This window comes from Aromatoleum toluvorans (assembly GCF_012910905.1).
Lineage (GTDB): Bacteria > Pseudomonadota > Gammaproteobacteria > Burkholderiales > Rhodocyclaceae > Aromatoleum > Aromatoleum toluvorans.
This window is the reverse complement of record NZ_WTVN01000056.1, coordinates 1-19,514: the sequence shown is the minus strand read 5'-3', so window position 1 is coordinate 19,514 and position 19,514 is coordinate 1. Positions and strand designations below refer to the sequence as shown.

General features: G+C 67.2%; 25 protein-coding genes. 15 read left to right on the top strand and 10 right to left on the bottom strand.

The features are described 5' to 3' along the window. The first annotated feature begins 316 nt into the window (after window positions 1–316). The 6 genes from GPA22_RS21350 to fdx are packed head-to-tail and all read left to right on the top strand — an operon-like array spanning window position 317 to window position 5,040. The gene (locus GPA22_RS21350; RefSeq protein WP_169258091.1) at window positions 317–1,528 is read left to right on the top strand and encodes an IscS subfamily cysteine desulfurase; all 1,212 of its coding nucleotides are present in this window, start codon (window positions 317–319) and stop codon (window positions 1,526–1,528) included. A gap of 40 nt (window positions 1,529–1,568) precedes the next feature. Continuing rightward, window positions 1,569–2,003, top strand: a complete 435-nt coding sequence (gene iscU, locus GPA22_RS21345) for a Fe-S cluster assembly scaffold IscU (protein ID WP_169258090.1) — start codon at window positions 1,569–1,571, stop codon at window positions 2,001–2,003. Between the two features lie 32 nt (window positions 2,004–2,035). Continuing rightward, entirely contained in the window at window positions 2,036–2,449 is a 414-nt protein-coding gene (erpA, locus tag GPA22_RS21340) for an iron-sulfur cluster insertion protein ErpA (protein WP_246264607.1), read from the top strand. 10 nt (window positions 2,450–2,459) lie between these two features. Then, window positions 2,460–2,783: an iron-sulfur cluster assembly protein IscA gene (iscA, locus tag GPA22_RS21335; protein WP_169258089.1), complete on the top strand. Its 324-nt coding sequence runs from the start codon at window positions 2,460–2,462 to the stop codon at window positions 2,781–2,783. Between the two features lie 16 nt (window positions 2,784–2,799). Further along, a complete protein-coding gene (gene hscA, locus GPA22_RS21330; RefSeq protein ID WP_169258088.1) occupies window positions 2,800–4,686 on the top strand; it encodes a Fe-S protein assembly chaperone HscA in 1,887 nt (628 codons plus the stop codon). A gap of 15 nt (window positions 4,687–4,701) precedes the next feature. Beyond that, window positions 4,702–5,040, top strand: coding sequence for an ISC system 2Fe-2S type ferredoxin (fdx, locus tag GPA22_RS21325; RefSeq protein ID WP_169258087.1), 339 nt, complete (start codon window positions 4,702–4,704; stop codon window positions 5,038–5,040). Between the two features lie 99 nt (window positions 5,041–5,139). Here the strand turns inward: fdx and GPA22_RS21320 are convergent, their stop codons facing one another. Both GPA22_RS21320 and GPA22_RS21315 read right to left on the bottom strand, forming a co-directional pair. After that, complete coding sequence (locus GPA22_RS21320; RefSeq protein WP_169258086.1) at window positions 5,140–5,466, bottom strand: hypothetical protein; 327 nt, start codon at window positions 5,464–5,466, stop codon at window positions 5,140–5,142. Beyond that, window positions 5,453–5,746, bottom strand: a complete 294-nt coding sequence (locus GPA22_RS21315) for a toxin (protein ID WP_169258085.1) — start codon at window positions 5,744–5,746, stop codon at window positions 5,453–5,455. The genes GPA22_RS21320 and GPA22_RS21315 overlap by 14 nt, the downstream gene beginning before the upstream one ends. 294 nt (window positions 5,747–6,040) lie before the next feature. Between GPA22_RS21315 and cysE the strand changes: the two genes are divergently transcribed. From cysE to GPA22_RS21280, 7 genes are read left to right on the top strand one after another with little or no spacing between them, the layout of a single operon-like run. Further along, on the top strand, window positions 6,041–6,871 hold the full coding sequence (cysE, locus tag GPA22_RS21310; protein WP_169258084.1) for a serine O-acetyltransferase: 831 nt from the start codon (window positions 6,041–6,043) through the stop codon (window positions 6,869–6,871). Then, complete coding sequence (gene nifW, locus GPA22_RS21305) at window positions 6,868–7,200, top strand: nitrogenase stabilizing/protective protein NifW (RefSeq protein WP_169258083.1); 333 nt, start codon at window positions 6,868–6,870, stop codon at window positions 7,198–7,200. Before cysE ends, nifW begins: the two co-directional genes overlap by 4 nt. Before the next feature lie 10 nt (window positions 7,201–7,210). After that, window positions 7,211–8,056, top strand: a complete 846-nt coding sequence (locus GPA22_RS21300) for an electron transfer flavoprotein subunit beta/FixA family protein (RefSeq protein ID WP_169258082.1) — start codon at window positions 7,211–7,213, stop codon at window positions 8,054–8,056. A 28-nt stretch (window positions 8,057–8,084) separates the two neighbouring features. Continuing rightward, the gene (locus GPA22_RS21295) at window positions 8,085–9,176 is read left to right on the top strand and encodes an electron transfer flavoprotein subunit alpha/FixB family protein (protein WP_169258081.1); all 1,092 of its coding nucleotides are present in this window, start codon (window positions 8,085–8,087) and stop codon (window positions 9,174–9,176) included. An 11-nt stretch (window positions 9,177–9,187) separates the two neighbouring features. Next, the gene (locus GPA22_RS21290; RefSeq protein WP_169258080.1) at window positions 9,188–10,486 is read left to right on the top strand and encodes an FAD-dependent oxidoreductase; all 1,299 of its coding nucleotides are present in this window, start codon (window positions 9,188–9,190) and stop codon (window positions 10,484–10,486) included. Beyond that, window positions 10,483–10,779, top strand: coding sequence for a ferredoxin family protein (locus tag GPA22_RS21285; RefSeq protein WP_169258079.1), 297 nt, complete (start codon window positions 10,483–10,485; stop codon window positions 10,777–10,779). The genes GPA22_RS21290 and GPA22_RS21285 overlap by 4 nt, the downstream gene beginning before the upstream one ends. A 9-nt stretch (window positions 10,780–10,788) precedes the next feature. Then, complete coding sequence (locus GPA22_RS21280; protein WP_169258078.1) at window positions 10,789–11,112, top strand: (2Fe-2S) ferredoxin domain-containing protein; 324 nt, start codon at window positions 10,789–10,791, stop codon at window positions 11,110–11,112. An 18-nt stretch (window positions 11,113–11,130) separates the two neighbouring features. On the opposite strand, the gene GPA22_RS21275 is transcribed toward GPA22_RS21280, so the two are convergent. The 5 genes from GPA22_RS21275 to GPA22_RS21255 all read right to left on the bottom strand — a co-directional run bounded on the left by GPA22_RS21275 (window position 11,131) and on the right by GPA22_RS21255 (window position 15,049). Beyond that, the gene (locus GPA22_RS21275) at window positions 11,131–11,760 is read right to left on the bottom strand and encodes a response regulator (RefSeq protein ID WP_169258077.1); all 630 of its coding nucleotides are present in this window, start codon (window positions 11,758–11,760) and stop codon (window positions 11,131–11,133) included. Continuing rightward, entirely contained in the window at window positions 11,757–13,187 is a 1,431-nt protein-coding gene (locus GPA22_RS21270) for a sensor histidine kinase (RefSeq protein ID WP_169258076.1), read from the bottom strand. Before GPA22_RS21270 ends, GPA22_RS21275 begins: the two co-directional genes overlap by 4 nt. Window positions 13,188–13,264: 77 nt before the next feature. Then, window positions 13,265–13,576: a DUF2149 domain-containing protein gene (locus tag GPA22_RS21265; RefSeq protein WP_169258075.1), complete on the bottom strand. Its 312-nt coding sequence runs from the start codon at window positions 13,574–13,576 to the stop codon at window positions 13,265–13,267. After that, window positions 13,573–14,073 carry a MotA/TolQ/ExbB proton channel family protein gene (locus GPA22_RS21260; RefSeq protein ID WP_169258074.1) on the bottom strand — a complete coding sequence of 167 codons (501 nt, stop codon included), beginning with the start codon at window positions 14,071–14,073 and terminating at the stop codon, window positions 13,573–13,575. The genes GPA22_RS21265 and GPA22_RS21260 overlap by 4 nt, the downstream gene beginning before the upstream one ends. A gap of 25 nt (window positions 14,074–14,098) precedes the next feature. Next, complete coding sequence (locus tag GPA22_RS21255) at window positions 14,099–15,049, bottom strand: tetratricopeptide repeat protein (RefSeq protein WP_169258073.1); 951 nt, start codon at window positions 15,047–15,049, stop codon at window positions 14,099–14,101. A gap of 472 nt (window positions 15,050–15,521) precedes the next feature. Between GPA22_RS21255 and GPA22_RS21250 the strand changes: the two genes are divergently transcribed. After that, window positions 15,522–15,734 (top strand): hypothetical protein, encoded by a 213-nt coding sequence (locus GPA22_RS21250; RefSeq protein WP_169258072.1) that lies wholly within the window; start codon window positions 15,522–15,524, stop codon window positions 15,732–15,734. Between the two features lie 54 nt (window positions 15,735–15,788). Here the strand turns inward: GPA22_RS21250 and GPA22_RS21245 are convergent, their stop codons facing one another. Next, entirely contained in the window at window positions 15,789–17,516 is a 1,728-nt protein-coding gene (locus GPA22_RS21245; protein WP_169258071.1) for a bifunctional protein-serine/threonine kinase/phosphatase, read from the bottom strand. A gap of 17 nt (window positions 17,517–17,533) precedes the next feature. Further along, window positions 17,534–18,346, bottom strand: a complete 813-nt coding sequence (locus GPA22_RS21240) for a formate/nitrite transporter family protein (protein WP_169258070.1) — start codon at window positions 18,344–18,346, stop codon at window positions 17,534–17,536. A gap of 294 nt (window positions 18,347–18,640) precedes the next feature. Here GPA22_RS21240 and GPA22_RS22995 point away from each other — a divergent pair, with 294 nt between their 5' ends. Then, window positions 18,641–19,138, top strand: coding sequence for a phosphatase PAP2 family protein (locus GPA22_RS22995; protein WP_211169284.1), 498 nt, complete (start codon window positions 18,641–18,643; stop codon window positions 19,136–19,138). Window positions 19,139–19,233: 95 nt separating this feature from the next. Here the strand turns inward: GPA22_RS22995 and GPA22_RS21230 are convergent. Continuing rightward, a partial coding sequence (locus GPA22_RS21230; RefSeq protein WP_211169283.1) for a nitrogen fixation protein NifQ occupies window positions 19,234–19,514 on the bottom strand: 281 nt, incomplete at its 5' end.

Genomic DNA, 19,514 nt, shown 5'->3' with positions numbered 1-19,514 from the left:
GTATGGGTCTGGTGTCGCTGCTCGATACGACGCGACGACTCCAGTGTCTTTCATGAACCGCCGTATGCGGAACCGCATGTACGGTGGTGTGAGAGGGCGACGGGGGTGACCCCGTCCCCTACTCGATTGCGTTGCACAACGCCGAGTGGTCCAAACCCGACAAACGGGACAAAACGCGGGATCGGGCGGTGGTGTCACGAAGGCGACAAACGCCGCCGATACAGGCCCTTAGGAGGGGTGGAGCGGATTGGTACGGTCCTTGCGGAAAGGTAGGCGAAAGCTGTTTCGACGACAGCACTCCCTACCGGAGCCAAGGATGAGCCGAACGCCGATTTATCTGGATTACTCCGCCACCACGCCGGTCGACCCGCGCGTGGCCGAAAGGATGATTCCGTACCTGACGGAGTTCTTCGGCAACCCCGCGAGCCGCTCGCACGCCTACGGCTGGGATGCCGAGAAGGCAGTCGAGGCGGCGCGCGAAGAGGTCGCCGCGCTGGTCGGCGCGGACCCGCGCGAGATCGTCTGGACCTCGGGCGCGACCGAATCGAACAACCTTGCGATCAAGGGCGTCGCCCGCTTCCATTCGGGCAAGGGCAGGCACCTGGTCACCGTGAAGACCGAGCACAAGGCGGTGCTCGACACGATGCGCGAGCTCGAGCGCCAAGGCTGTTCGGTGAGCTACCTCGACGTGCTGCCGAACGGCCTCGTCGACCTCGACGCCTTCCGCGCGGCGCTGCGCCCGGACACGATCCTCGCGTCCGTGATGTTCGTGAACAACGAGATCGGCGTGATCCAGCCGATCGCCGAACTGGGCGAGATCTGCCGCGCGCGCGGCGTGCTGCTGCACGTCGATGCGGCGCAGGCGACGGGCAAGGTCGATATCGACCTCTCGCGGCTGAAGGTCGACCTGATGAGCTTCTCGGCGCACAAGACCTACGGCCCCAAGGGCGTCGGCGCGCTGTACGTGCGCCGCAAGCCGCGCGTGCGCCTGGAGGCGGAGATGCACGGCGGCGGCCACGAGCGCGGCTTCCGCTCGGGCACGCTCGCGACGCACCAGATCGTCGGCATGGGCGAGGCCTTCCGCGTCGCGCGCGAGACGATGGGCGCCGAGACCGAGCGCATCCGCATGCTGCGCGACCGCCTGCTCGCGGGCTTCGCCGACATGGAGGCGGTGGTGGTGAACGGCGACCTCGAGCGGCGCGTCGCGCACAACCTCAACGTCAGCTTCAACTACGTCGAAGGCGAATCGCTGCTGATGGCGATCAAGGAGATCGCGGTCTCCAGCGGTTCGGCCTGCACCTCGGCGAGCCTCGAGCCCTCCTACGTGCTGCGCGCACTGGGGCTGTCCGACGAGCTCGCGCACAGCTCGATCCGCTTCAGCATCGGGCGCTTCACGACCATCAAGGACGTGGATTTCGCGATCCGCCTGATCCGCGACAAGGTCGCCAGGCTGCGCGAACTCTCGCCGCTGTGGGACATGTACAAGGCCGGCATCGACCTCGATGCCGTGCAGTGGGCGGCCCACTGATCGCCCGCTCATCAATCGCCGACGCATCAGGAGATCAATCATGGCATACAGCGAAAAGGTCCTGGACCACTATGAAAACCCGCGCAACGTCGGCTCGCTCGACGCGGCTGCCGAAGGGGTCGGCACCGGCATGGTCGGCGCACCGGCCTGCGGCGACGTGATGAAGCTGCAGATCCGGGTCGGCAGGGACGGCGTGATCGAGGACGCGAAGTTCAAGACCTATGGCTGCGGCTCGGCGATCGCGTCGAGCTCGCTCGTGACCGAATGGGTCAAGGGCAAGACGCTCGACGAGGCGCTCGCGATCAAGAACACCGCGATCGCCGAGGAGCTCGCGCTGCCGCCGGTGAAGATCCACTGCTCGATCCTCGCCGAGGACGCGATCAAGGCGGCGGTGGCGGATTACCGCGCGAAGCAGGCCTCTCCCGAGTCTGCAACCAACAGCGAATACACGGCCTGCGAACCCGCCGCCGCCTGACCCCACCCGCCTGTCGCACCAAGGAGAGCCCCATGTCCACCTGCGCCACCCCGACTTCCACCTGCAAACCCTCGTCCGGCGCTACCTGCGCGACGCTGGCCGCACCGGCCTCCGACGAGCTGCCCTTCGTCTTCAGCGACGCCGCCGCCGACAAGGTGCGCGAGCTGATCGACGAGGAGGGCAACCCCGGCCTGAAGCTGCGCATCTTCGTCTCCGGCGGCGGCTGTTCGGGCTTCCAGTACGGTTTCGCGTTCGACGAGGCGGTCGCCGAGGACGACGTCGCAGTCGAGCGGCGCGGCGTGCAGCTCGTCGTCGATGCGATGAGCTTCCAGTACCTCGCGGGCGCCGAGATCGACTACGAGGACGGCCTCGAAGGCTCGCGCTTCGTGATCAAGAACCCCAACGCCACGTCCACCTGCGGATGCGGCAGTTCCTTCTCCGTCTGAGGAGCCGATCATGGCCGTCACATTGAGCGAAACCGCCGCCCGCCGCGTCAACGCCTTCCTCGCCAAGCGCGGCAAGGGCGTCGGCCTGCGCCTCGCGGTGAAGACCAGCGGCTGTTCGGGCATGGCCTACGCGCTGGAGTTCGTCGACGAGGAGGATGCCGATGACCTCAGGTTCGAGAGCCACGGCGTCACGGTGCTGGTCGACCGCAAGAGCCACGTCTATCTCGACGGCACCGAGCTCGACTTCGTCCGCGAGGGGCTCAACGAAGGCTTCAAGTTCCACAACCCGAACGTCAAGGATCAGTGCGGCTGCGGCGAAAGCTTCACTGTCTGATGAAGGATATCGAACCATGGCCCTCCTGCAGATCAGCGAACCCGGCCGCTCCGCGGCGCCGCACCAGCACCGGCTGGCGGTCGGCATCGATCTCGGAACGACCAATTCGCTCGTCGCGAGCGTGATCAGCGGCAGCGCCGCGGTGATCCCGGATGCGGCAGGGCGCATGCTGCTGCCTTCGGTCGTGCGCTTCCACGCCGACGGCGCGGTCACCACCGGCCATGACGCGCAGGCGCGCCAGAGCGAGGATCCGCTGAACACCGTGTCGTCGGCGAAGCGCCTGATGGGGCGGGGGCTGGCGGACGTCGAGCGTGGCGGGCAGAGCGTGCCCTACCGGCTCGTCGATGCGCCGGGCATGCTGCGGGTCGACACCGTCGCCGGCGCGAAGAGCCCGGTCGAGATCGGCGCCGAGGTGCTGCGCGAACTGCGCCTCCGCGCCGAGGCGAGCCTGGGCGGGGCGCTGGTCGGCGCGGTGATCACGGTGCCGGCCTACTTCGACGACGCCCAGCGCCAGGCGACGAAGGACGCCGCACGGCTCGCCGGGCTCGACGTGCTGCGGCTGCTCAACGAGCCGACCGCCGCGGCGATCGCCTACGGCCTCGATAACGGCGCCGAGGGCGTCTACGCGGTGTACGACCTCGGCGGCGGCACCTTCGACATCTCGATCCTGAAGCTCTCGCGCGGCGTCTTCGAGGTGCTCGCGACCGGCGGCGACGCGGCGCTCGGCGGCGACGACTTCGACCAGCGCGTCGTCGCGTGGGCGCGCGCCGAGGTCGGTCTCGGCCAACCGTCGCCGCAGGACCTGCAGACGCTGCGCGCGCGCTGCCGCGTCGCGAAGGAGGCGCTGTCCTCCGCGGAGCGCGCCGTGATCTGCGTGCCGATGGGGGTGGATGACCCGGTCGACCTGATCCTGTCGCGCGAGACCATGGTCGCGATCACGCAGGATCTCGTCGAGCGCACGCTCAAGCCCGCCCGCCGGGCGCTGCGCGATGCGGGCCTCGCGGCGGACGACATCCGCGGCGTCGTGCTCGTCGGCGGCGCGACACGGATGCCGCAGGTGCGCGCGGCGGTGGCGAAGTGCTTCGGCCGCGAGCCGCTGACAAACCTCGACCCCGATCAGGTCGTCGCGCTCGGCGCGGCGATGCAGGCCAACGTGCTCGCCGGCAACCGCGCCGAGGACGACTGGCTGCTGCTCGACGTGATCCCGCTGTCCCTGGGGCTGGAGACGATGGGCGGGCTGATGGAGAAGATCATTCCGCGCAATGCGACGCTGCCGGTCGCGCGCGCGCAGGAATTCACGACCTTCAAGGACGGCCAGACGGCGATGGCGATCCACGTGCTACAGGGCGAGCGCGAGCTGGTCTCCGACTGCCGCTCGCTCGCGCAGATCGAGCTGCACGGCATCCCGCCGATGGTCGCGGGTGCGGCGCGCATCCGCGTGACCTTCCAGGTCGATGCCGACGGCCTGTTGTCGGTGTCGGCGCGCGAGCAGAGCCGCGGCGTCGAGGCCTCGGTCGTCGTGAAGCCGTCCTACGGCCTCACCGACGCACAGATCGCGGGCATGCTCGAGGATTCGCAGACGCGCGCCGAAGAGGACCTGCGGCTGCGCATGGTGCGCGAAGCGCAGGTCGAGGCGCGCCGCCTGCTGGATGCGACGGAAGTTGCGCTCGCCGAGGATGGCGACGCGCTCCTCGCGCCGCCCGAACGCGCGGCGATCGCGCGTGCGCTGTACGCGCTCGGCGAGTTGCTCGAAGTACATGACGCGGACAGCCTCGCCGCGCTGCGTAGCGCGACGGACGCGCTCAACCGTGCGACGACCGACTTCGCCGCCCGGCGCATGAACGCGGGTGTCCAGCGGGCGCTGTCCGGCCACCGGCTCGACCAGCTCGAACAACTCGTCTGAACGCGAGGCCCCGCCATGCCGCGCATCACGCTGCTCCCCCACGCGATCCTGAGCCCCGAAGGCGCGGTCTTCGAGGCGAAGTCCGGCGCCTTCCTGTGCGACGCGCTGCTCAGGCAGGGCGTCGCGCTGGAGCATGCGTGCGAGAAGGCCTGCGCGTGCGCGACCTGCCACGTCGTGATCCGCGAGGGCTTCGCGTCGCTCGCGCCGGCCTCGTCCGACGAGGAAGACCAGCTCGACCGCGCGTGGGGGCTCCAGGCGACGTCGCGGCTGGCATGCCAGGTCGTGATCCGCGGCGAGGACCTTGTCGTCGAGCTGCCGCGGTATACGCGGAATCTGGCGCGGGAGGCGGGGTAGGTCAGGTAGGGCGCAACAAGCGAAGCGCATTGCGCCGGATGGGGTTGCATTCGGCGCATTACGGCTATCGCCTGATGCGCCCTACGAACTGCGCTCGTTTCAGCCGTGCTTCGGGGGCCGCGGCTTTGCGGTGGTCCTACCCGCTGGCTTCGCGACCGTTTCGGGCTCGGTCAAGCGGCCGGTAACGTACTTGTGCAGCACGCTCGCGATAAGGGTCTGGTACGGAATCCCCTCCTCGAGCGCCTTGACCTGAATGTCGTTCAGGTCGCCGGAAGACAGGCGGATATTGACCCGGCGATCCTTGATCGCGGTCGCCCGCGCGGCGGCCTTGAATTTCGCGATTTCCGCCTTGGTTGCGACGGACTTCAACTGCCCCTTCTCGTAGGCATCGAGAATTTCAAATTCTTCAGCGTCAATTCTCGGCATCTGATTCACCTTGCTTTAGATAATCCCGCGTCGCCTTGCGACTCGGAATGACGGTCTTCAGAAAGAAATAATCCTCTTCCTCGACGAACGGTACCAAGTACGCATAGTCGTCGCAGGCGACAACGAGGACCTGTTGCCTCGGGTACTTCGCCTGATTCGGGTGCGCCAGAATGTCGATCAATCCGCCCGACTCGATGGCGACGACGATCCTTTCGAATGAAATGCCCCGGTCGGATCTGAGGACCTCGTTCTTCTCCGGACTCCAGCGGAATGGTTTCATGCTGACGATGCTACGCTGATGTGTGCCTTTTGTCATCAAGGCGGTCCGCCGCATCCACCCAGGTTTCGCCCCACCCATCCTGCAATCCCGACAAACCGCACAATGCATGATCTGTGCGTTGCATCACGAAAACGGAGATTGCGTCAAGTGCTGGAAAATAAACAATAATTTTCGTGGCACGTGATTTGCTGAATGAGTGTCGGGACAACCACCGGCAACGAGGCAGATCATGGCCCGCAGCTTCAAGAACACCACACGACGCGATGGCCGCGGCGAACCGGACGGAGGCCGCGCATGAGCGCGCTCTCCGACTGCCCGGCGCTCGCGTCGGTCGCCGCACCCCGGCCGGGACTGCTGGCGCTGCTGCGCGAGGACGTCGCCTGCGTCTTCGCGCGCGATCCGGCCGCGCGCAACCGGCTCGAAGTGCTGACGATCTATCCCGGCGTGCATGCGCTGGCGGCGCACCGCGTCGCACACGCGCTGTGGCGGCGCGGGCTGCGCTACCCGGCACGCCTGCTGAGCCATCTCGCGCGGATGTTCACGCAGGCCGACATCCACCCCGGGGCGAAGATCGGCCGGCGTTTCTTCATCGATCACGGCTGTGGCGTCGTGATCGGCGAGACGGCGGAGATCGGCGACGACGTCACGCTGTATCACGGCGTCACCCTCGGCGGCACCTCGTGGCACCCCGGCAAGCGCCATCCGACGCTCGGTAGCGGCGTCGTCGTCGGCGCCGGGGCGAAGATCCTCGGCGCGATCACGCTCGGCGACAACGCGCGCGTCGCGGCGAACTCGGTCGTGATCGAGGACGTCGCCGCCGGCATGACCGTCGTCGGCATCCCGGGCCGCACCGTGCTGCCGAAGAACCGCCGGCGCATCACCGCGCAGGGCATCGATCTCGATCATCACCTGATGCCCGACCCGGTCGGCAAGGCCATCGCCTGCCTGCTCGACCGCATCGCCGAACTCGAGCGCCAGCTCGCCGGCGCGGGCGCCGACACCCCGGCCGCGAGCTGCCAGGGCTGTGCGCCGGACGAGTTCTGCGCCCAGCCCGTCACCGCAGGCCCCTTAACCGTGGCGCCGCTTGCGCGCCGCGCCGCTCAACCCGCAGGAGACAAATCATGAGCACGCTCACCGAGCACCTGTCGCGCCTGTCGGCCGCCGAGGAGTTCCTCGACTTCTTCGCCGTGCCCTACCAGCAGGCCGTCGTGAATGTGAACCGGCTGCACATCCTCAAGCGCTTCTACCAGTACCTGCGCCAGGAGAAGGGCCTCGCGGCGGCCGACGACACCGAGCTGTACAGGCGCTACCAGGGCCTGCTCGCGCGCGCCTACGACGACTTCGTGCGCTCGACGCCGGCCGAGGAGAAGGTTTTCAAGGTGTTCCAGGAAGCCGGCGGCGCGCGCAGCGTGGGCCTCGATGCGCTGCGCACGACGCTGCCGTCGCGGCGCTAGGAGAGCGGCCATGCACATCGTCGTCTGCATCAAGCAGGTGCCCGACAGCGCGCAGATCCGCGTGCATCCGGTGACCAACACGATCATGCGCCAGGGGGTGCCCGCGATCGTCAATCCCTACGACCTCTTCTCGCTCGAAGAGGCGCTGCGCCTCAAGGACAGGTTCGGCGGGCGCGTCACGGTGCTGACGATGGGGCCGCCGCAGGCGGAGGCGGCGCTGCGGAAGTGCGTCTCCTTCGGCGCCGACGAGGCGATCCTCGTCACCGACCGCGCCTTCGCCGGCGCCGACACGCTCGCGACGTCCTACGCGCTCGCCGCGGCGATCCGCAAGATCGGCGAGAACGAGGCGGTGGACCTCGTCTTCTGCGGCAAGCAGACGATCGACGGCGACACCGCGCAGGTCGGCCCCGGCATCGCCAAGCGCCTCGAGCTGCAACTGCTGACCTACGTCTCGCAGGTTGACGACCTCGACCTCGCGCAGCGCGCGATCCGCGTGCAGCGGCGCGCCGAGGGCGGCGTGCAGGTGCTGCAGACGACGCTGCCCTGCCTGATCACGATGCTCGAAGGCACGAACGAGATGCGCTTCGCGAGCATGGACAACATGTTCCGCGCCGCGCGCGCGGAAGTGCGGGTGTGGAACCGCGAGCAGGCGGGCATCGAGGACGTCGCCAGGATCGGCCTGAAGGGCTCGCCGACGGTGGTCAGCAAGGTCTTCGCGCCGAAGGCGAAGGAGCAGAAGGCCGAGATGATCGAGACCGAAAGCGATCAGCCGCGCGACATCGCGCTGACCGTGGTGGGCAAGTTGTTCACGCAGCACGCGAAGCTGCGCGGCGGCCTGGCGAAGAAGCTGGCGTGACGGCCGGCAGCGAAGGACGGAGAACATCATGAGTGAAGCGAGCGCGCCGGCGCGCAAACCGGCGAAGGGAAAATACGAGCTGGACGAGCGCCTGAAGGCCTACCAGGGCGTCTGGGTCTTCGTCGAGCACGAGCAGGGCGAGGTCCATCCGGTGTCGTGGGAGCTGCTCGGCGAAGGCCGCAAGCTCGCCGACACCCTCGGCGTCGAGCTGTGCGGCGTGGTGCTCGGCGCGCCCGGGCTGCGCACGCGGCGCTTCTGCGACGAGGCCTTCTTCCACGGCGCCGACGCCTGTTACCTCGTCGAGGACCCGGTCCTCGCGAACTACCGCAACGAGCCGTTCACGAAGGGGCTCACCGAGCTGGTGAATACCTACCAGCCCGAGATCCTGCTCCTCGGCGCGACGACGCAGGGCCGCGACCTCGCCGGCAGCGTCGCGACGACCTTGCAGACGGGTCTCACCGCCGACTGCACGGAGCTGCGCATCGACCCCGACAACCGCAGCCTCGCCGCGTCGCGCCCGACCTTCGGCGGCAGCCTGCTGTGCACGATCCTGACGCTGAACTACCGGCCGCAGATGGCCACGGTGCGCCCGCGCGTGATGGCGATGCCCGACCGCGACGCCGCGCGCAGCGGGCGGATCATCGAGCACGCGCTGCATCTCTTGGAAACGGACATCGTCACCAAGGTCCTCGACTACATCCCCGACGCGCGCCAGGACAAGCCGCAGCTCCCCTTCGCCGACGTCATCGTCGCGGGCGGGCGCGGCATGAAGAAGCCGGAGAACTTCCAGCTGATCCGGGACCTCGCCGCGGTGCTGGGCGGCGAAGTCGGCGCGTCGCGCCCCGTCGTGCAGGCGGGCTGGGTCGAGCTCGACCGCCAGGTCGGCCAGTCCGGCAAGACCGTGCGGCCCAAGCTCTACATCGCCGCTGGCATCTCGGGGGCCGTGCAGCACCGCGTCGGCATGGAGGGCTCGGACGTGATCATCGCGATCAACACCGACCCCAACGCGCCGATCTTCGACTTCGCCACCTACGGCATCGTCGGCAACGCGATGACCATCCTGCCCGCGCTGACCGAGGTCTTCCGGCAGGAACTCGCGCTGGCGAAGATCGCCGTCTGAGGAGCATGACCATGGCTGAAAAATTCGATGCAATCGTCGTCGGCGCCGGCCCTTCCGGCAATGCCGCGGCCTACACGCTGGCGAAATCCGGGCTCAAGGTGCTGCAGATCGAGCGCGGCGAATACCCCGGCTCGAAGAACGTGCAGGGCGCGATCCTCTATGCCGACGCGCTGGAGCGGATCATCCCGGACTTCCGCGACGACGCGCCGCTCGAGCGCCACATCATCGAGCAGCGCATGTGGGTGCTCGACGACGACTCCTTCGTCGGCACGCACTACCGCTCCGACGGCTTCAACAAGCCGCCCTACAACCGCTACACCATCATCCGCGCGCAGTTCGACAAGTGGTTCTCGGGCAAGGTGCAGCAGGCGGGCGCGCTGCTGATCTGCGAGACCACCGTCACCGACCTGCTGATGGACGGCCCGCGCGTCGTCGGCGTGCGGACCGATCGCGAAGGCGGCTCGATCTACGCCGACGTCGTGATCCTCGCCGACGGCGTCAATTCGGTGCTCGCGCGCAAGGCGGGCTTCCGCCCCGAGCTCGATCCGGGCGACGTCGCGCTCGCGGTGAAGGAGATCCACTTCATGCCCGAGGAGGTCGTCGAGAGCCGCTTCAACGTCGCGGACGGCGCCGGCGTCGTGATCGAGATGTTCGGCAAGATCACGCAGGGCATGATGGGCACGGGCTTCCTCTACACCAACAAGGACTCGATCACCGTCGGCGTCGGCTGCATGCTGTCGGACTTCAAGGCGCAGCAGTGCTCGCCCTACAAGCTCCTCGAGGAGATGAAGGCCCACCCGTCGATCCGGCCGCTGCTCGAAGGCGGCGAGATGAAGGAGTACTGCGCCCACCTGATCCCCGAAGGCGGCTACAAGGCGATGCCCCAGCTCTACGGCGAGGGCTGGATGATCGTCGGCGACTCGGGGATGTTCGTGAATGCCGTGCATCGCGAGGGCTCCAACCTCGCGATGACGACCGGCCGGATCGCCGCCGAGACCGTCATCGAGGTCCTCGCCGCGGGCAAGGCCTGCACCGCGGGCAACCTGTCGCGCTACCGCGCGAAGCTCGACGACAGCTTCGTGATGAAGGACCTGAAGAAGTACCGCGAGCTGCCCGGCATCTTCCACCGCAACCCGCAGTTCTTCACCGACTACCCCGAGCTCCTCAACCGCGCCGCGCACACGATGCTGAAGGTCGACGGCATCGACAAGAAGACCAAGGAGCGCGAGATTCGCAGAACATTCACCCGCAAGCGTTCCCTCTTCGGCCTGATGGGCGACGCGTTCAAGCTCTGGAGGGCCTTCGAATGAGCACCGCGATCAAGATCGAGGAAAAACTGTTCCAGAACCGCTACCGCGTCGATGCGGGCCGCCCGCACATCGCGATCAAGGATCCGGACGTCTGCGCGCACCAGTGCAAGAGCCAGCAATGCACCGTCTGCTGCCCGGCGGGCTGCTACACCGCCGAGGGCAACGGCGCGATCGCATTGATCACCGATGGCTGCCTCGAATGCGGCACCTGCCGCGTCATCTGCACCGAGCACCGCAACGTCGCGTGGGAGTACCCGCGCGGCGGCTACGGCATCCTCTTCAAGTTCGGCTAGGAGCCCGCCATGACCCGACCGCAGAAACATGTTTTCGTCTGTTCCCAGAACCGCCCCGCCGGCCATCCCCGCGGCGCCTGTGCGCACAAGGGCGCGAACGAGGTGCTGCAGACCTTCTGGCAGGAGCTGCAGAACCGCAACCTGTTCGCCGAGGTCGCCGTCACCTACAGCGGCTGCCTCGGCCCCTGCGACCAGGGCGCGAACGTGCTGGTCTATCCGGAAGGCGTGCTTTACCGCGGCGTGCGGAAGGAAGACGTCGCCGAGATCTACACTGAGCACCTGATCGAAGGCCGCCCGGTCGAACGCCTCGTCGCGCCGGCCGCGATCTGGTGAGCCCGGCGGCGACTCCGCCTAATCGATCAGCTTGAGCTTCATCGCCAGGCGGGCCAACTCGATATCGGTCTTCACCCCCAGCTTGGCCTTGATCTGGTAATGGCCGTTCTGCACGGTCTTGGGGCTGATGTTGAGGAGATTGCCGATCTCCTCGACGCCGCGGCCGTCGAGGAGCAGGCGGAGGATCTCGAATTCCCGCGGGCTCAGCTCGCTCGCCGGGTTGGCCTTCTCCTGCAGCAGCGTCAGGGCCATCTCCGGTGCGATGTCGGGACTCAGGATCCGCTCTCCGCGCGCGACCTTGTAGACGGCCTGGATCAGCACCTCCGGGCTGCTGCTCTTGGTGACGTAGCCCAGCGCGCCCGCGCGCATCGCCTGGGAGGCGAAGAGCGGATCCCGGTGCATGCTGAACGCGAGGATGCGTGCGTCGGGCTGCCGCTGGAGAATCCGCCGGGCGAGTTCGATGCCCCCCATCCCGGGCAGCGACAGGTCGAGCACGATCAGGTCGGGCGTGAATTCCCGCAGCCGCTGCAGCGCCTCGTCCGCGGAGGCGGCTTCCGCCTCGACGCGCAGGTCGGCGCGGCGTTCGAGCAGGCGGCGATAGCCTTCGCGGACGACGGCGTGGTCGTCGACGAGGAGGATGCGGATCATGATCGGTCTCCCGCGGCCGTCGCTTCGAGGCCGCTCAAGGGCAGGCTGACGCTGACGAGGGTGCCGCGCTCCGGCCCCGGCCGGATTGCGAGTACGCCGCCTAGCGCGAGCACCCGCTCTTCCATGCCCAGCAGTCCGAATCCGCCCGCCTTGCCGCCTTCATCGAGTTCCGGCGGGGCGCTGCCCTGGCCGTCGTCGCGGATCTCCAGTTCCAGGGACCCGGGTGTGCGCTGCAGCCTGACCGCGACGCGGCTCGCCTGGCCGTGGCGCACGGCGTTGGTGACGCTCTCCTGGACGATCCGGTAGACGCTGACGGCGATGTTGTCCGGCAGGTCGCCGAGATTGTCCTCCACAGAGTCCCCCGCGGCGTCCTCCACGGCGAGCGTGAAGTGCGTCGCCCGGCAGCGCCGGTTCCAACCCTCGATCAACTGTTCCAGGCTCGCCACGAGTCCGAATTCGTCCAGCCCCACCGGACGCAGGCGATGGAGGATCTGCTGCAGGGTTTCCATCATGTGCCCGGCCGTATTGCGGATCGAATCGGCGCAGGGGCGCAGCGCCGCCATCCCTTCGTCGGCCAGCTCCCGCGCAAAGGCGGCCTCGGCGTTCAGCGAGGCGAGGTACTGCCCGAATTCGTCGTGGAGTTCGCGCGCGAGATGCTGGCGTTCTTCCTCCCGCGCCGACAGCAGCCGATGGGCCAGGCGTTGCTGGTTCTGGATGGTGCTTTCGAGACGGTCCGCCAGGTGGTTGAAACCCTCGCCGATCCGGTCCAGCTCGATCAGGGCGAAAGCCGGCACGCGGGCGTGCAAGTCGCCTTGCCGCATGCGGGTCAAGGTGTCGAGGATGGCTTCCGACGGCGCCAGCGCGTTGCGCACCGGGCGATACACGAAAAAGCTCAGCAGCAGGATCATCAGGCTCACGGCCAGCAGGTTGGCGAGCATCTTCGCGAGCTCCAGCACTTCGCTCCCGTAATTGGGCGTGACGACCAACTGCCCGACCGTGATCCCCGGATACTGCCCGACGATGCCCCGATACACCGCATCGCTGCCGATGACCCAGCGCATGAAGGACTCGACCGGTTCCGGTACCGGCGTCGTGCCGGCAAAGCAGTGGTGACCGACCTCGTGGGAGTAGATGTCCGTCATCCCGATGCAGAAGTCGAGCAGCGCGCCGATGGGCTTCAGGGGCGTCAGGTCGAGCTCGAGGTCGGCGAGGCTGCGGTCGTAACTGGTGCTGTTGCGGTTGATCTCGTCGGTGATGAGCTGCTGGATGGTGAGGCCGGTGCGCTGGATGTCGCTGCGCACCCGGTGGCGGGCTTCGAGCAAGGCCACCGCGGACCCCAGGACCAGTACCGCCAGCGCGAAGAGGGCGACCCGGATGAGGAGGTGGCGCTTGAGGTCGAGGGGGCGCTGGCGGGCTGGGGCGGGCATGGTCGGAGCGGGAGTCGTCGATGGTCGTGAAGCATGCCGCAAAACCGTCGGGAAATTTGCCCGGGTTGAAACAGGGCCTAATCCGGCACGTAAACGAGCGACCCGTCCGCCATCCTGTAGGCAACGCCGGCCTTCACCCCCTTGCCCTGGCCGGTCGCGCCGCCGGACTGGAAGCGCTGGATGGTCTTCCCGTCCTTGGTGACGATCTCCATGTCCGCCCGGCCCGCGTTGCGGATCAGGGTGAGCTTGTCCCCGGTGAAGGGGTTGAGGGGATTGTTGGCGATCGACAGCAGCAGGGCGGCGATGATCACCAGGAAGACGTCGATCAGATTGACGACGGAGAGGATGGGGTCGTCGACCTCGGGTTCGTCGTGGAGCCTGAGCCTCATTGCCCGACCTCCGCGGCGCGTTCCGCCTGCATCAGTTCGCTCGCGTACCAGCGGCGGCGCACGTGGGCGATGGCATACGTGATCGACGACGCGATGAGGGCCAGGATGACGGCCGAGAAGGCCACCATCAGGCTGTGGGCGACGTCGCTCAACTGGCCTTCGCCGAGCCCCTTGAGCGCGGGCCCCATGGGAATCATCGTGGCCACCAGGCCCAGCATCGGGGCGACCCGCGTCGCGATGCGGACGAATTCCAGCCGCGTGACCGCTTCGGCCTCCAGGTCGGCGCTGCTCAGGTGGGGCGCCGCGCGCCGCATCGCCAGGAGTTCGAAGGACTCGGGCCGGCCGCGGCGGCGCTGCAGGGCCTGCCAGCTGAAGGCCCCCAGGGCGTAGAAGGCATAGAGGAACAGCAGGCCGATCGTGACGAGGACGGGAATCAGGAACAACTGGCTGAGGCCGTACATCAGGCCGTCGAGGGAGTTTCCGAGATGAGCGCTCATGGTCGAATCCGTGCGGTTGGGTGGATCAGAGGGGCTGGAGGCGGGCCGGGTCCCGGCGGGACCGGTGCCTCTTGCGGAAGACGCCGGCGAGGAAGCTGGCGAGCAGAAGCAAGGCGACGCCGACCGACGCGGATGGGGCTCTCGGTGGCGCCGCCGGATCGCGCCGTTCCAGCTTCTGGCCCTGGACTTCGGTATCGAGGGGCGCGGGTGCAGTGCTTGCGGCCTCGGGGCGGCGAGGTCCCGGCGGCGGGGCTTCCGGCACTGGTTCCTTGACGAGCCCGATGGCCCGGACCTCCCGCGAGGCAACCGGCGCCGGGATGCGCGGCGGAAGGCTCGCGTTATCGCCAGCCGGGGCCCCGGCCAAGGCCGTGGCGGTCGGAGTGCCGGCGCCCATCGCGGTCTTCACGTCACGGTAGCCGCTGTGATAGCCGGTCCTGAGAAACTCCTGCGCATCCTCGTCGCCTTCGGCGGCCGCGGCCCGGAACCACTCCATGGCCTCCGCCTCGTTCTTCTCCACGCCCCGGCCCAGATACAGCGCTGTCGCGTAGTGCATCTTGCCGAGCGCGCCATAGGCAGGATCGCCGCTCGTTGCGGCGCGGCGCAGCAGCTCGGCGGCCTTGGCCAAGTCCTGCGCTACGCCGCTGCCGTCCTCGAGCAGCAGGGCCTTCCAGATCATCGCCCCGACATAGCCGGCGGCGATGCACTTGTCGAAGATCTTGTGCGCGCTCTCGTGGTCGCCGCATTTTTCGAGGAAATAGCCCTGGGCGCAGGTCACCATACTGGCGGGTTGCTGGACCGCGTATTCCAGGCTCAGGTCGCCGACGACGTTGGTGGAATCGCCGGCGTCACCCGGCGTCGCGGCGCCGCCGCAGAAGCGGCCGGGGCCGGCTGCGGAGGCCGGGCTGCCGGTGGTCGCGCACACGGCAACGAGCAGGCCCGCGGCAAGGGTGCCGCGGCAGAAAGTGGGCATGGGCATCGTGGTCTCCGTTCTCGTGGGATGGCGTCGTGGAAAGACTAGCCAAGGGAACGGCACCGCCGAATGAGCAAAGTCCACGCGCGGGGCCGGGCAATTTTCCCGATCCGGGGAAAGAATTGGTTCGGCAAGTCCCGGAGCCGCGAATCCGAGCCCACGTAGTGCGTTGCCGCGACTATGACATAATGCTCATCTGATCCGGGTCGGGTCGGACGTCATGCACTGTCCTCATTGCAATCAATCCGTTAGCGTTCTTTCGCGCGCCATCCGTCGTGCCGTCCGCATCAAGGCATGTCCCCACTGCGGCGGGAGCGTGAAAGTCGTCTTTTCCTGGCCCGTCATCGCAATCTGTTTCGGGCCGGCGGTCCTGCTGACCTTGGCCCTTCGTCCCTGGGCCGATTCTTTCGCGAGCCTCCCCGGCGTCTTGGCGATGTTGCTACTTGCGATGCGACTGAAGTCGAGCGAGTGAGACTGCATGGACTACTTGATCTTCCTCGCAAGCAAAGGCGATTTGCCGATAGAACTGGGCGAGTCGGGCGCACGCTTCATCGGCAAGCTGCTGCACCGGGTCTCGGAGTTGAACTGGAGCGGGACCTGGGGATTCTGGGAGTGGTTCTGGGCGATCGCTCTCGCTTTGGCTTTCTTCCTGGGAATTGTGGCTTTCCTCCGGCAAGAAGATGTCGATTGAACAGGAGGCCGACGGCGGCCTTGTGCCGCGACTCAGCCAAGCCGCCCGCAGGTGCTATTTCAAGACCGTGCGCCCGCCCAGCGCCACGATCAGCGCGATCGTCAGCACGAAGCACAGCGCCTGCCAGAAGATCAGCGGATTGCGCTCGATCAGCGGCGGCCCTTTACCAAGGAGCGCATTGTTGGGATGGCGGAGGTCGTGGACGAACTCCGAGAGCTCCTCGTAGCGCTTGTACGGATCCGGATGGACCGCCTTGGCGAGCGCGGCGTCGATCCAGGCGGGAATCTCGCGCTGCTCGTCGAGCACCGAGGCGTAGGTCAGCTTCCTTTGCGCGGCCTTCGTCCGTGATTTGGCGACCTCGGCGCCGAACGGCAGGCGTCCGGACAGCATCTGGTAGGTGATCACGCCGAGCGAAAAGAGGTCGGAGCGGGGCGTGCCCGCTTCGCCAAGGAAATATTCGGGGGCGGTGTATTGCGCCGTTCCCAGGATCCGGGGCTGCAGATGCTCCGCCTCCGCCAGCCCGGAGACGTGGGTGGAGCCGAAATCGATGATCTTCACCGTGCCCGTGCCGTCGATCATGATGTTGTTCGGGCGCAGGTCCTGGTGGAGCATCTCCATCCGGTGGAAGGCGCGCAGCCCCTTCGCGACCTGTTCGACGATGCCGCGCACCGTTTCGAGCTCCGGCGCCGGGTGGTCCGTCATCCACTGCGCGAGCGTCTGGCCCTCGATGTATTCGGTGACGACGTAGAGATAGCTGCGCCTGCGCGTTTGTGCGCAAGGCTTCAGTACGTGCGCACTGTCGATGCGGCGCGCGATCCACTCCTCCAGCATGAATCGTTCGAGGTAGGCCGGGTCGCCGCGCAGGTCCATCGAAGGGATCTTCAGGCTCACCAGCATGCCGGTGTCCAGGTCCTCCGCCAGATAGATGTGGCTGCGGCTGCTTGCGTGGAGCTCGCGGACGATCCGGTAGCCGTCGAAGATCATCCGCGGCTCCGGAAGCGGCGGCGCAGGCAACTCGGCGAGTTGCCGATACACGCCGTCCGCTGCTTCGCCCGGAAGGGTGTCGACGCGCAGGATCTGCACGGTCAGGTTGTCGCCGCTACCCTGCGCGTAGGCTTCCAGCGCGATGCGTCTGGCAGCCTCGTCGAGGTCGTCGGCGAGGTTTCGCACGGTATCGACGATGAAGGACGGGACGACGTGTTCATACACTCCGTCTGTTGCGAGCACGAAAACGTCACCGGGCTCGATCTCCTGCGCCCGATAGTCGATCTCGACCTCCGCGCCGATGCCCAGCGCGCGGCTGAGGTAGCTCTGGTCCTCCGCGACGACGAGCCGGTGGTCATTCGTCAGCGGCTCCAGCCTGCCGTCGCGCAGCCGGTAGATGCGGCTGTCGCCGACGTGGAAGAGGTGGGCCGTGGCGGACTTGATGACCAGCGCGCTGAACGTGCACACATAGCCGCGGTCGTGGTCGTAGCGATACTGGCTCTGCCGCGTCTGCGCATGGAGCCACGAGTTCGTCGCCGAGAGCACGCGCCGTGCCGAGGTCTTCACCGACCACGCCTCGGAGGTGCAGTAATAGTCCTCGAGAAAGCTCTTGATCGCCGACTCGCTCGCGACGTGGCCGACCGCGCTGCTGCTGATGCCGTCGGCCAGCGCGATCGCGATCCCTTTCGAGCTGAGCTGCGGTTCGCCGGGAATGCACAGGCCGTGGAAATCCTGGTTGATTTCCTTGCGGCCCTTGTCGGAGAACTGGCCCGCGGTGACGGCGAGTTTGCAGCTCATCTCGCTCCGGGTCGGGATCAGCGGGCGACGCGCTTCGGCGCGGTGCGCACGTGGGTCGAGTACAGCGCCAGGCCGACGAAGGTGATGCCGCCCAGCAGGTTGCCCAGCACCGTCGGGATCTCGTTCCACACCATGTAGTCGTAGATCGAGAAATTGCCGCCCAGCATCAGGCCCGACGGGAACAGGAACATGTTCACGATCGAGTGCTCGAAGCCCATGTAGAAGAACAGCATGATCGGCATCCACATCGCGATCACCTTGCCCGACACGTTGGTCGACATCATCGCGCCGACGACGCCGGTCGACACCATCCAGTTGCACAGCACGCCGCGGATGAAGAGCGTCAGCATCCCCGCTGCGCCATGCGCCGCGTAGCCGACCGTCCGGCCTTCACCGATCGTGCCGATCTTCTGGCCGACCACGTTGGGCGCTTCGGTGAAGCCGAAGGTGAAGATGATCGCCATCATCAGCGCCACGGTCAGCGCACCGGCGAAGTTGCCGATGAAGACCAGCCCCCAGTTGCGCAGCACACCGTTCCAGGTCACGCCCGGCCGCTTGTCGATCACTGCCAGCGGGCACAGCGTGAATACGCCGGTCAGCAGGTCGAAGCCCAGCAGGTACAGGATGCAGAAGCCGACCGGAAAGAGCATGGCACCGATCAGCGGCTGCCCGGTCTGCACGTTGATGGTGATCGCAAAGGCGGCAGCGATCGCCAGAATCGCGCCGGCCATGTAGGCGCGGACGATCGTGTCGCGCGTGGACATGAAGATCTTGGATTCCCCGGCATCCACCATCTTGGTGACGAACTCTGCTGGCGCGATGTAAGACATGAAGTTTCTTTCCCTTGGGTCTTGAGTGATTCGTATGGACGAAAAAAAACGTCCATTTCCTTCCCCCGATCGAGAGATGGAAATGGACGCCGTTGTCCCTTGCAAGCCGCCGTTGGCCTGAGCTGAACGCCTATTAGCAGGTGGCGTGCCAAGGCCCGGGAGAGGGAAATAACCCTATTCATATCGTTCTGGGGCGGCGGGTGCCACTCTCCGCCCCGGCGTGGGGCGTGTTCGCCTATTCGCGCCTGTTTTTGGTGCAAGCGACGCGGAGCCGCGACCGCCCCTCCGGGGTCAGTGCGCCGGGTATTTGTCCGGATCGGCGAGTGTCTCGACGATCCTGTTGAGTGCGACCGGTGTCAGCTTTTCATCATAGATGCCGGCGCCGATCTGGATACCTGCCGAGAAAGCCATGTCGGCGGTCACCGCATAGCTCACCTTGCGCGACGCTCCGCCTGCGCCCGGCTTCGCGGCCGCGCGCCCGGCGTCGCCGACCGCCCCAATGGCCGCGACGACAGGAGTTTTCCCTCGCGCCACACCGCCGCGTCCTTCGCCGCCGCCCAGTACCTGCAGACGCGCGGCGGTTGGGAGTACGGGCTGCCCGCCTACGCAGCGGCCGCGCTGGTCGGCTACAGCCGGGTACGAGCTCACGAGCATTACTGGAAGGACGTCGCTGCCGGCGCCGGGATCGGCATCGCGTCGGGCTACTTCTTCACCGACCCGCGCGAGCGCACACGAGTCAGCGTCATTGCAGGCCCCAAGGCCGCCCACCTTCAGCTGACGGCGTTCTGGTGAGCGTTTCGCGCGGCGTATAGCGGCCTTCGCGATGTGCCGTGCAGGGTACGACCGCCGCGCAACCATCGACGTACATGGCGCAGCGCCTTTCCGCCCTACTTGATCGGGCCTTCCTCCGGCCCGAAACACGCCTGGTAATCTGAACACTCCCCACAGCTCGGCGACTTGCACACAAAGATCTCCTCCCGCTCGCACAGCTGCTTGTACAGGAACTTCTTCCACTTCATGTCGCCGGTATTGCGTCGGGACAGCGTGGTGAATTGTTCCTCCATCAGTTGCGACAGCGCTCGGCGGTGGGGGAGGCCGAGGTCTTGCCAGAGGTGGTTGTTGCCCATGCAGGCGGTGGCGAGGGCGTGGGCGAGGGTTTGGGTGGTGG

What these genes read in the sequence shown, in the direction of transcription:
- GPA22_RS21350 (WP_169258091.1), top strand. Translation starts at nt 317, where the DNA reads ATGAGCCGAACGCCGATTTATCTGGATTACTCCGCCACCACGCCGGTC.
- iscU (WP_169258090.1), top strand. Translation starts at nt 1,569, where the DNA reads ATGGCATACAGCGAAAAGGTCCTGGACCACTATGAAAACCCGCGCAAC.
- erpA (WP_246264607.1), top strand. Translation starts at nt 2,036, where the DNA reads ATGTCCACCTGCGCCACCCCGACTTCCACCTGCAAACCCTCGTCCGGC.
- iscA (WP_169258089.1), top strand. Translation starts at nt 2,460, where the DNA reads ATGGCCGTCACATTGAGCGAAACCGCCGCCCGCCGCGTCAACGCCTTC.
- hscA (WP_169258088.1), top strand. Translation starts at nt 2,800, where the DNA reads ATGGCCCTCCTGCAGATCAGCGAACCCGGCCGCTCCGCGGCGCCGCAC.
- fdx (WP_169258087.1), top strand. Translation starts at nt 4,702, where the DNA reads ATGCCGCGCATCACGCTGCTCCCCCACGCGATCCTGAGCCCCGAAGGC.
- GPA22_RS21320 (WP_169258086.1), bottom strand. Translation starts at nt 5,466, where the DNA reads ATGCCGAGAATTGACGCTGAAGAATTTGAAATTCTCGATGCCTACGAG.
- GPA22_RS21315 (WP_169258085.1), bottom strand. Translation starts at nt 5,746, where the DNA reads ATGAAACCATTCCGCTGGAGTCCGGAGAAGAACGAGGTCCTCAGATCC.
- cysE (WP_169258084.1), top strand. Translation starts at nt 6,041, where the DNA reads ATGAGCGCGCTCTCCGACTGCCCGGCGCTCGCGTCGGTCGCCGCACCC.
- nifW (WP_169258083.1), top strand. Translation starts at nt 6,868, where the DNA reads ATGAGCACGCTCACCGAGCACCTGTCGCGCCTGTCGGCCGCCGAGGAG.
- GPA22_RS21300 (WP_169258082.1), top strand. Translation starts at nt 7,211, where the DNA reads ATGCACATCGTCGTCTGCATCAAGCAGGTGCCCGACAGCGCGCAGATC.
- GPA22_RS21295 (WP_169258081.1), top strand. Translation starts at nt 8,085, where the DNA reads ATGAGTGAAGCGAGCGCGCCGGCGCGCAAACCGGCGAAGGGAAAATAC.
- GPA22_RS21290 (WP_169258080.1), top strand. Translation starts at nt 9,188, where the DNA reads ATGGCTGAAAAATTCGATGCAATCGTCGTCGGCGCCGGCCCTTCCGGC.
- GPA22_RS21285 (WP_169258079.1), top strand. Translation starts at nt 10,483, where the DNA reads ATGAGCACCGCGATCAAGATCGAGGAAAAACTGTTCCAGAACCGCTAC.
- GPA22_RS21280 (WP_169258078.1), top strand. Translation starts at nt 10,789, where the DNA reads ATGACCCGACCGCAGAAACATGTTTTCGTCTGTTCCCAGAACCGCCCC.
- GPA22_RS21275 (WP_169258077.1), bottom strand. Translation starts at nt 11,760, where the DNA reads ATGATCCGCATCCTCCTCGTCGACGACCACGCCGTCGTCCGCGAAGGC.
- GPA22_RS21270 (WP_169258076.1), bottom strand. Translation starts at nt 13,187, where the DNA reads ATGCCCGCCCCAGCCCGCCAGCGCCCCCTCGACCTCAAGCGCCACCTC.
- GPA22_RS21265 (WP_169258075.1), bottom strand. Translation starts at nt 13,576, where the DNA reads ATGAGGCTCAGGCTCCACGACGAACCCGAGGTCGACGACCCCATCCTC.
- GPA22_RS21260 (WP_169258074.1), bottom strand. Translation starts at nt 14,073, where the DNA reads ATGAGCGCTCATCTCGGAAACTCCCTCGACGGCCTGATGTACGGCCTC.
- GPA22_RS21255 (WP_169258073.1), bottom strand. Translation starts at nt 15,049, where the DNA reads ATGCCCATGCCCACTTTCTGCCGCGGCACCCTTGCCGCGGGCCTGCTC.
- GPA22_RS21250 (WP_169258072.1), top strand. Translation starts at nt 15,522, where the DNA reads ATGGACTACTTGATCTTCCTCGCAAGCAAAGGCGATTTGCCGATAGAA.
- GPA22_RS21245 (WP_169258071.1), bottom strand. Translation starts at nt 17,516, where the DNA reads ATGAGCTGCAAACTCGCCGTCACCGCGGGCCAGTTCTCCGACAAGGGC.
- GPA22_RS21240 (WP_169258070.1), bottom strand. Translation starts at nt 18,346, where the DNA reads ATGTCTTACATCGCGCCAGCAGAGTTCGTCACCAAGATGGTGGATGCC.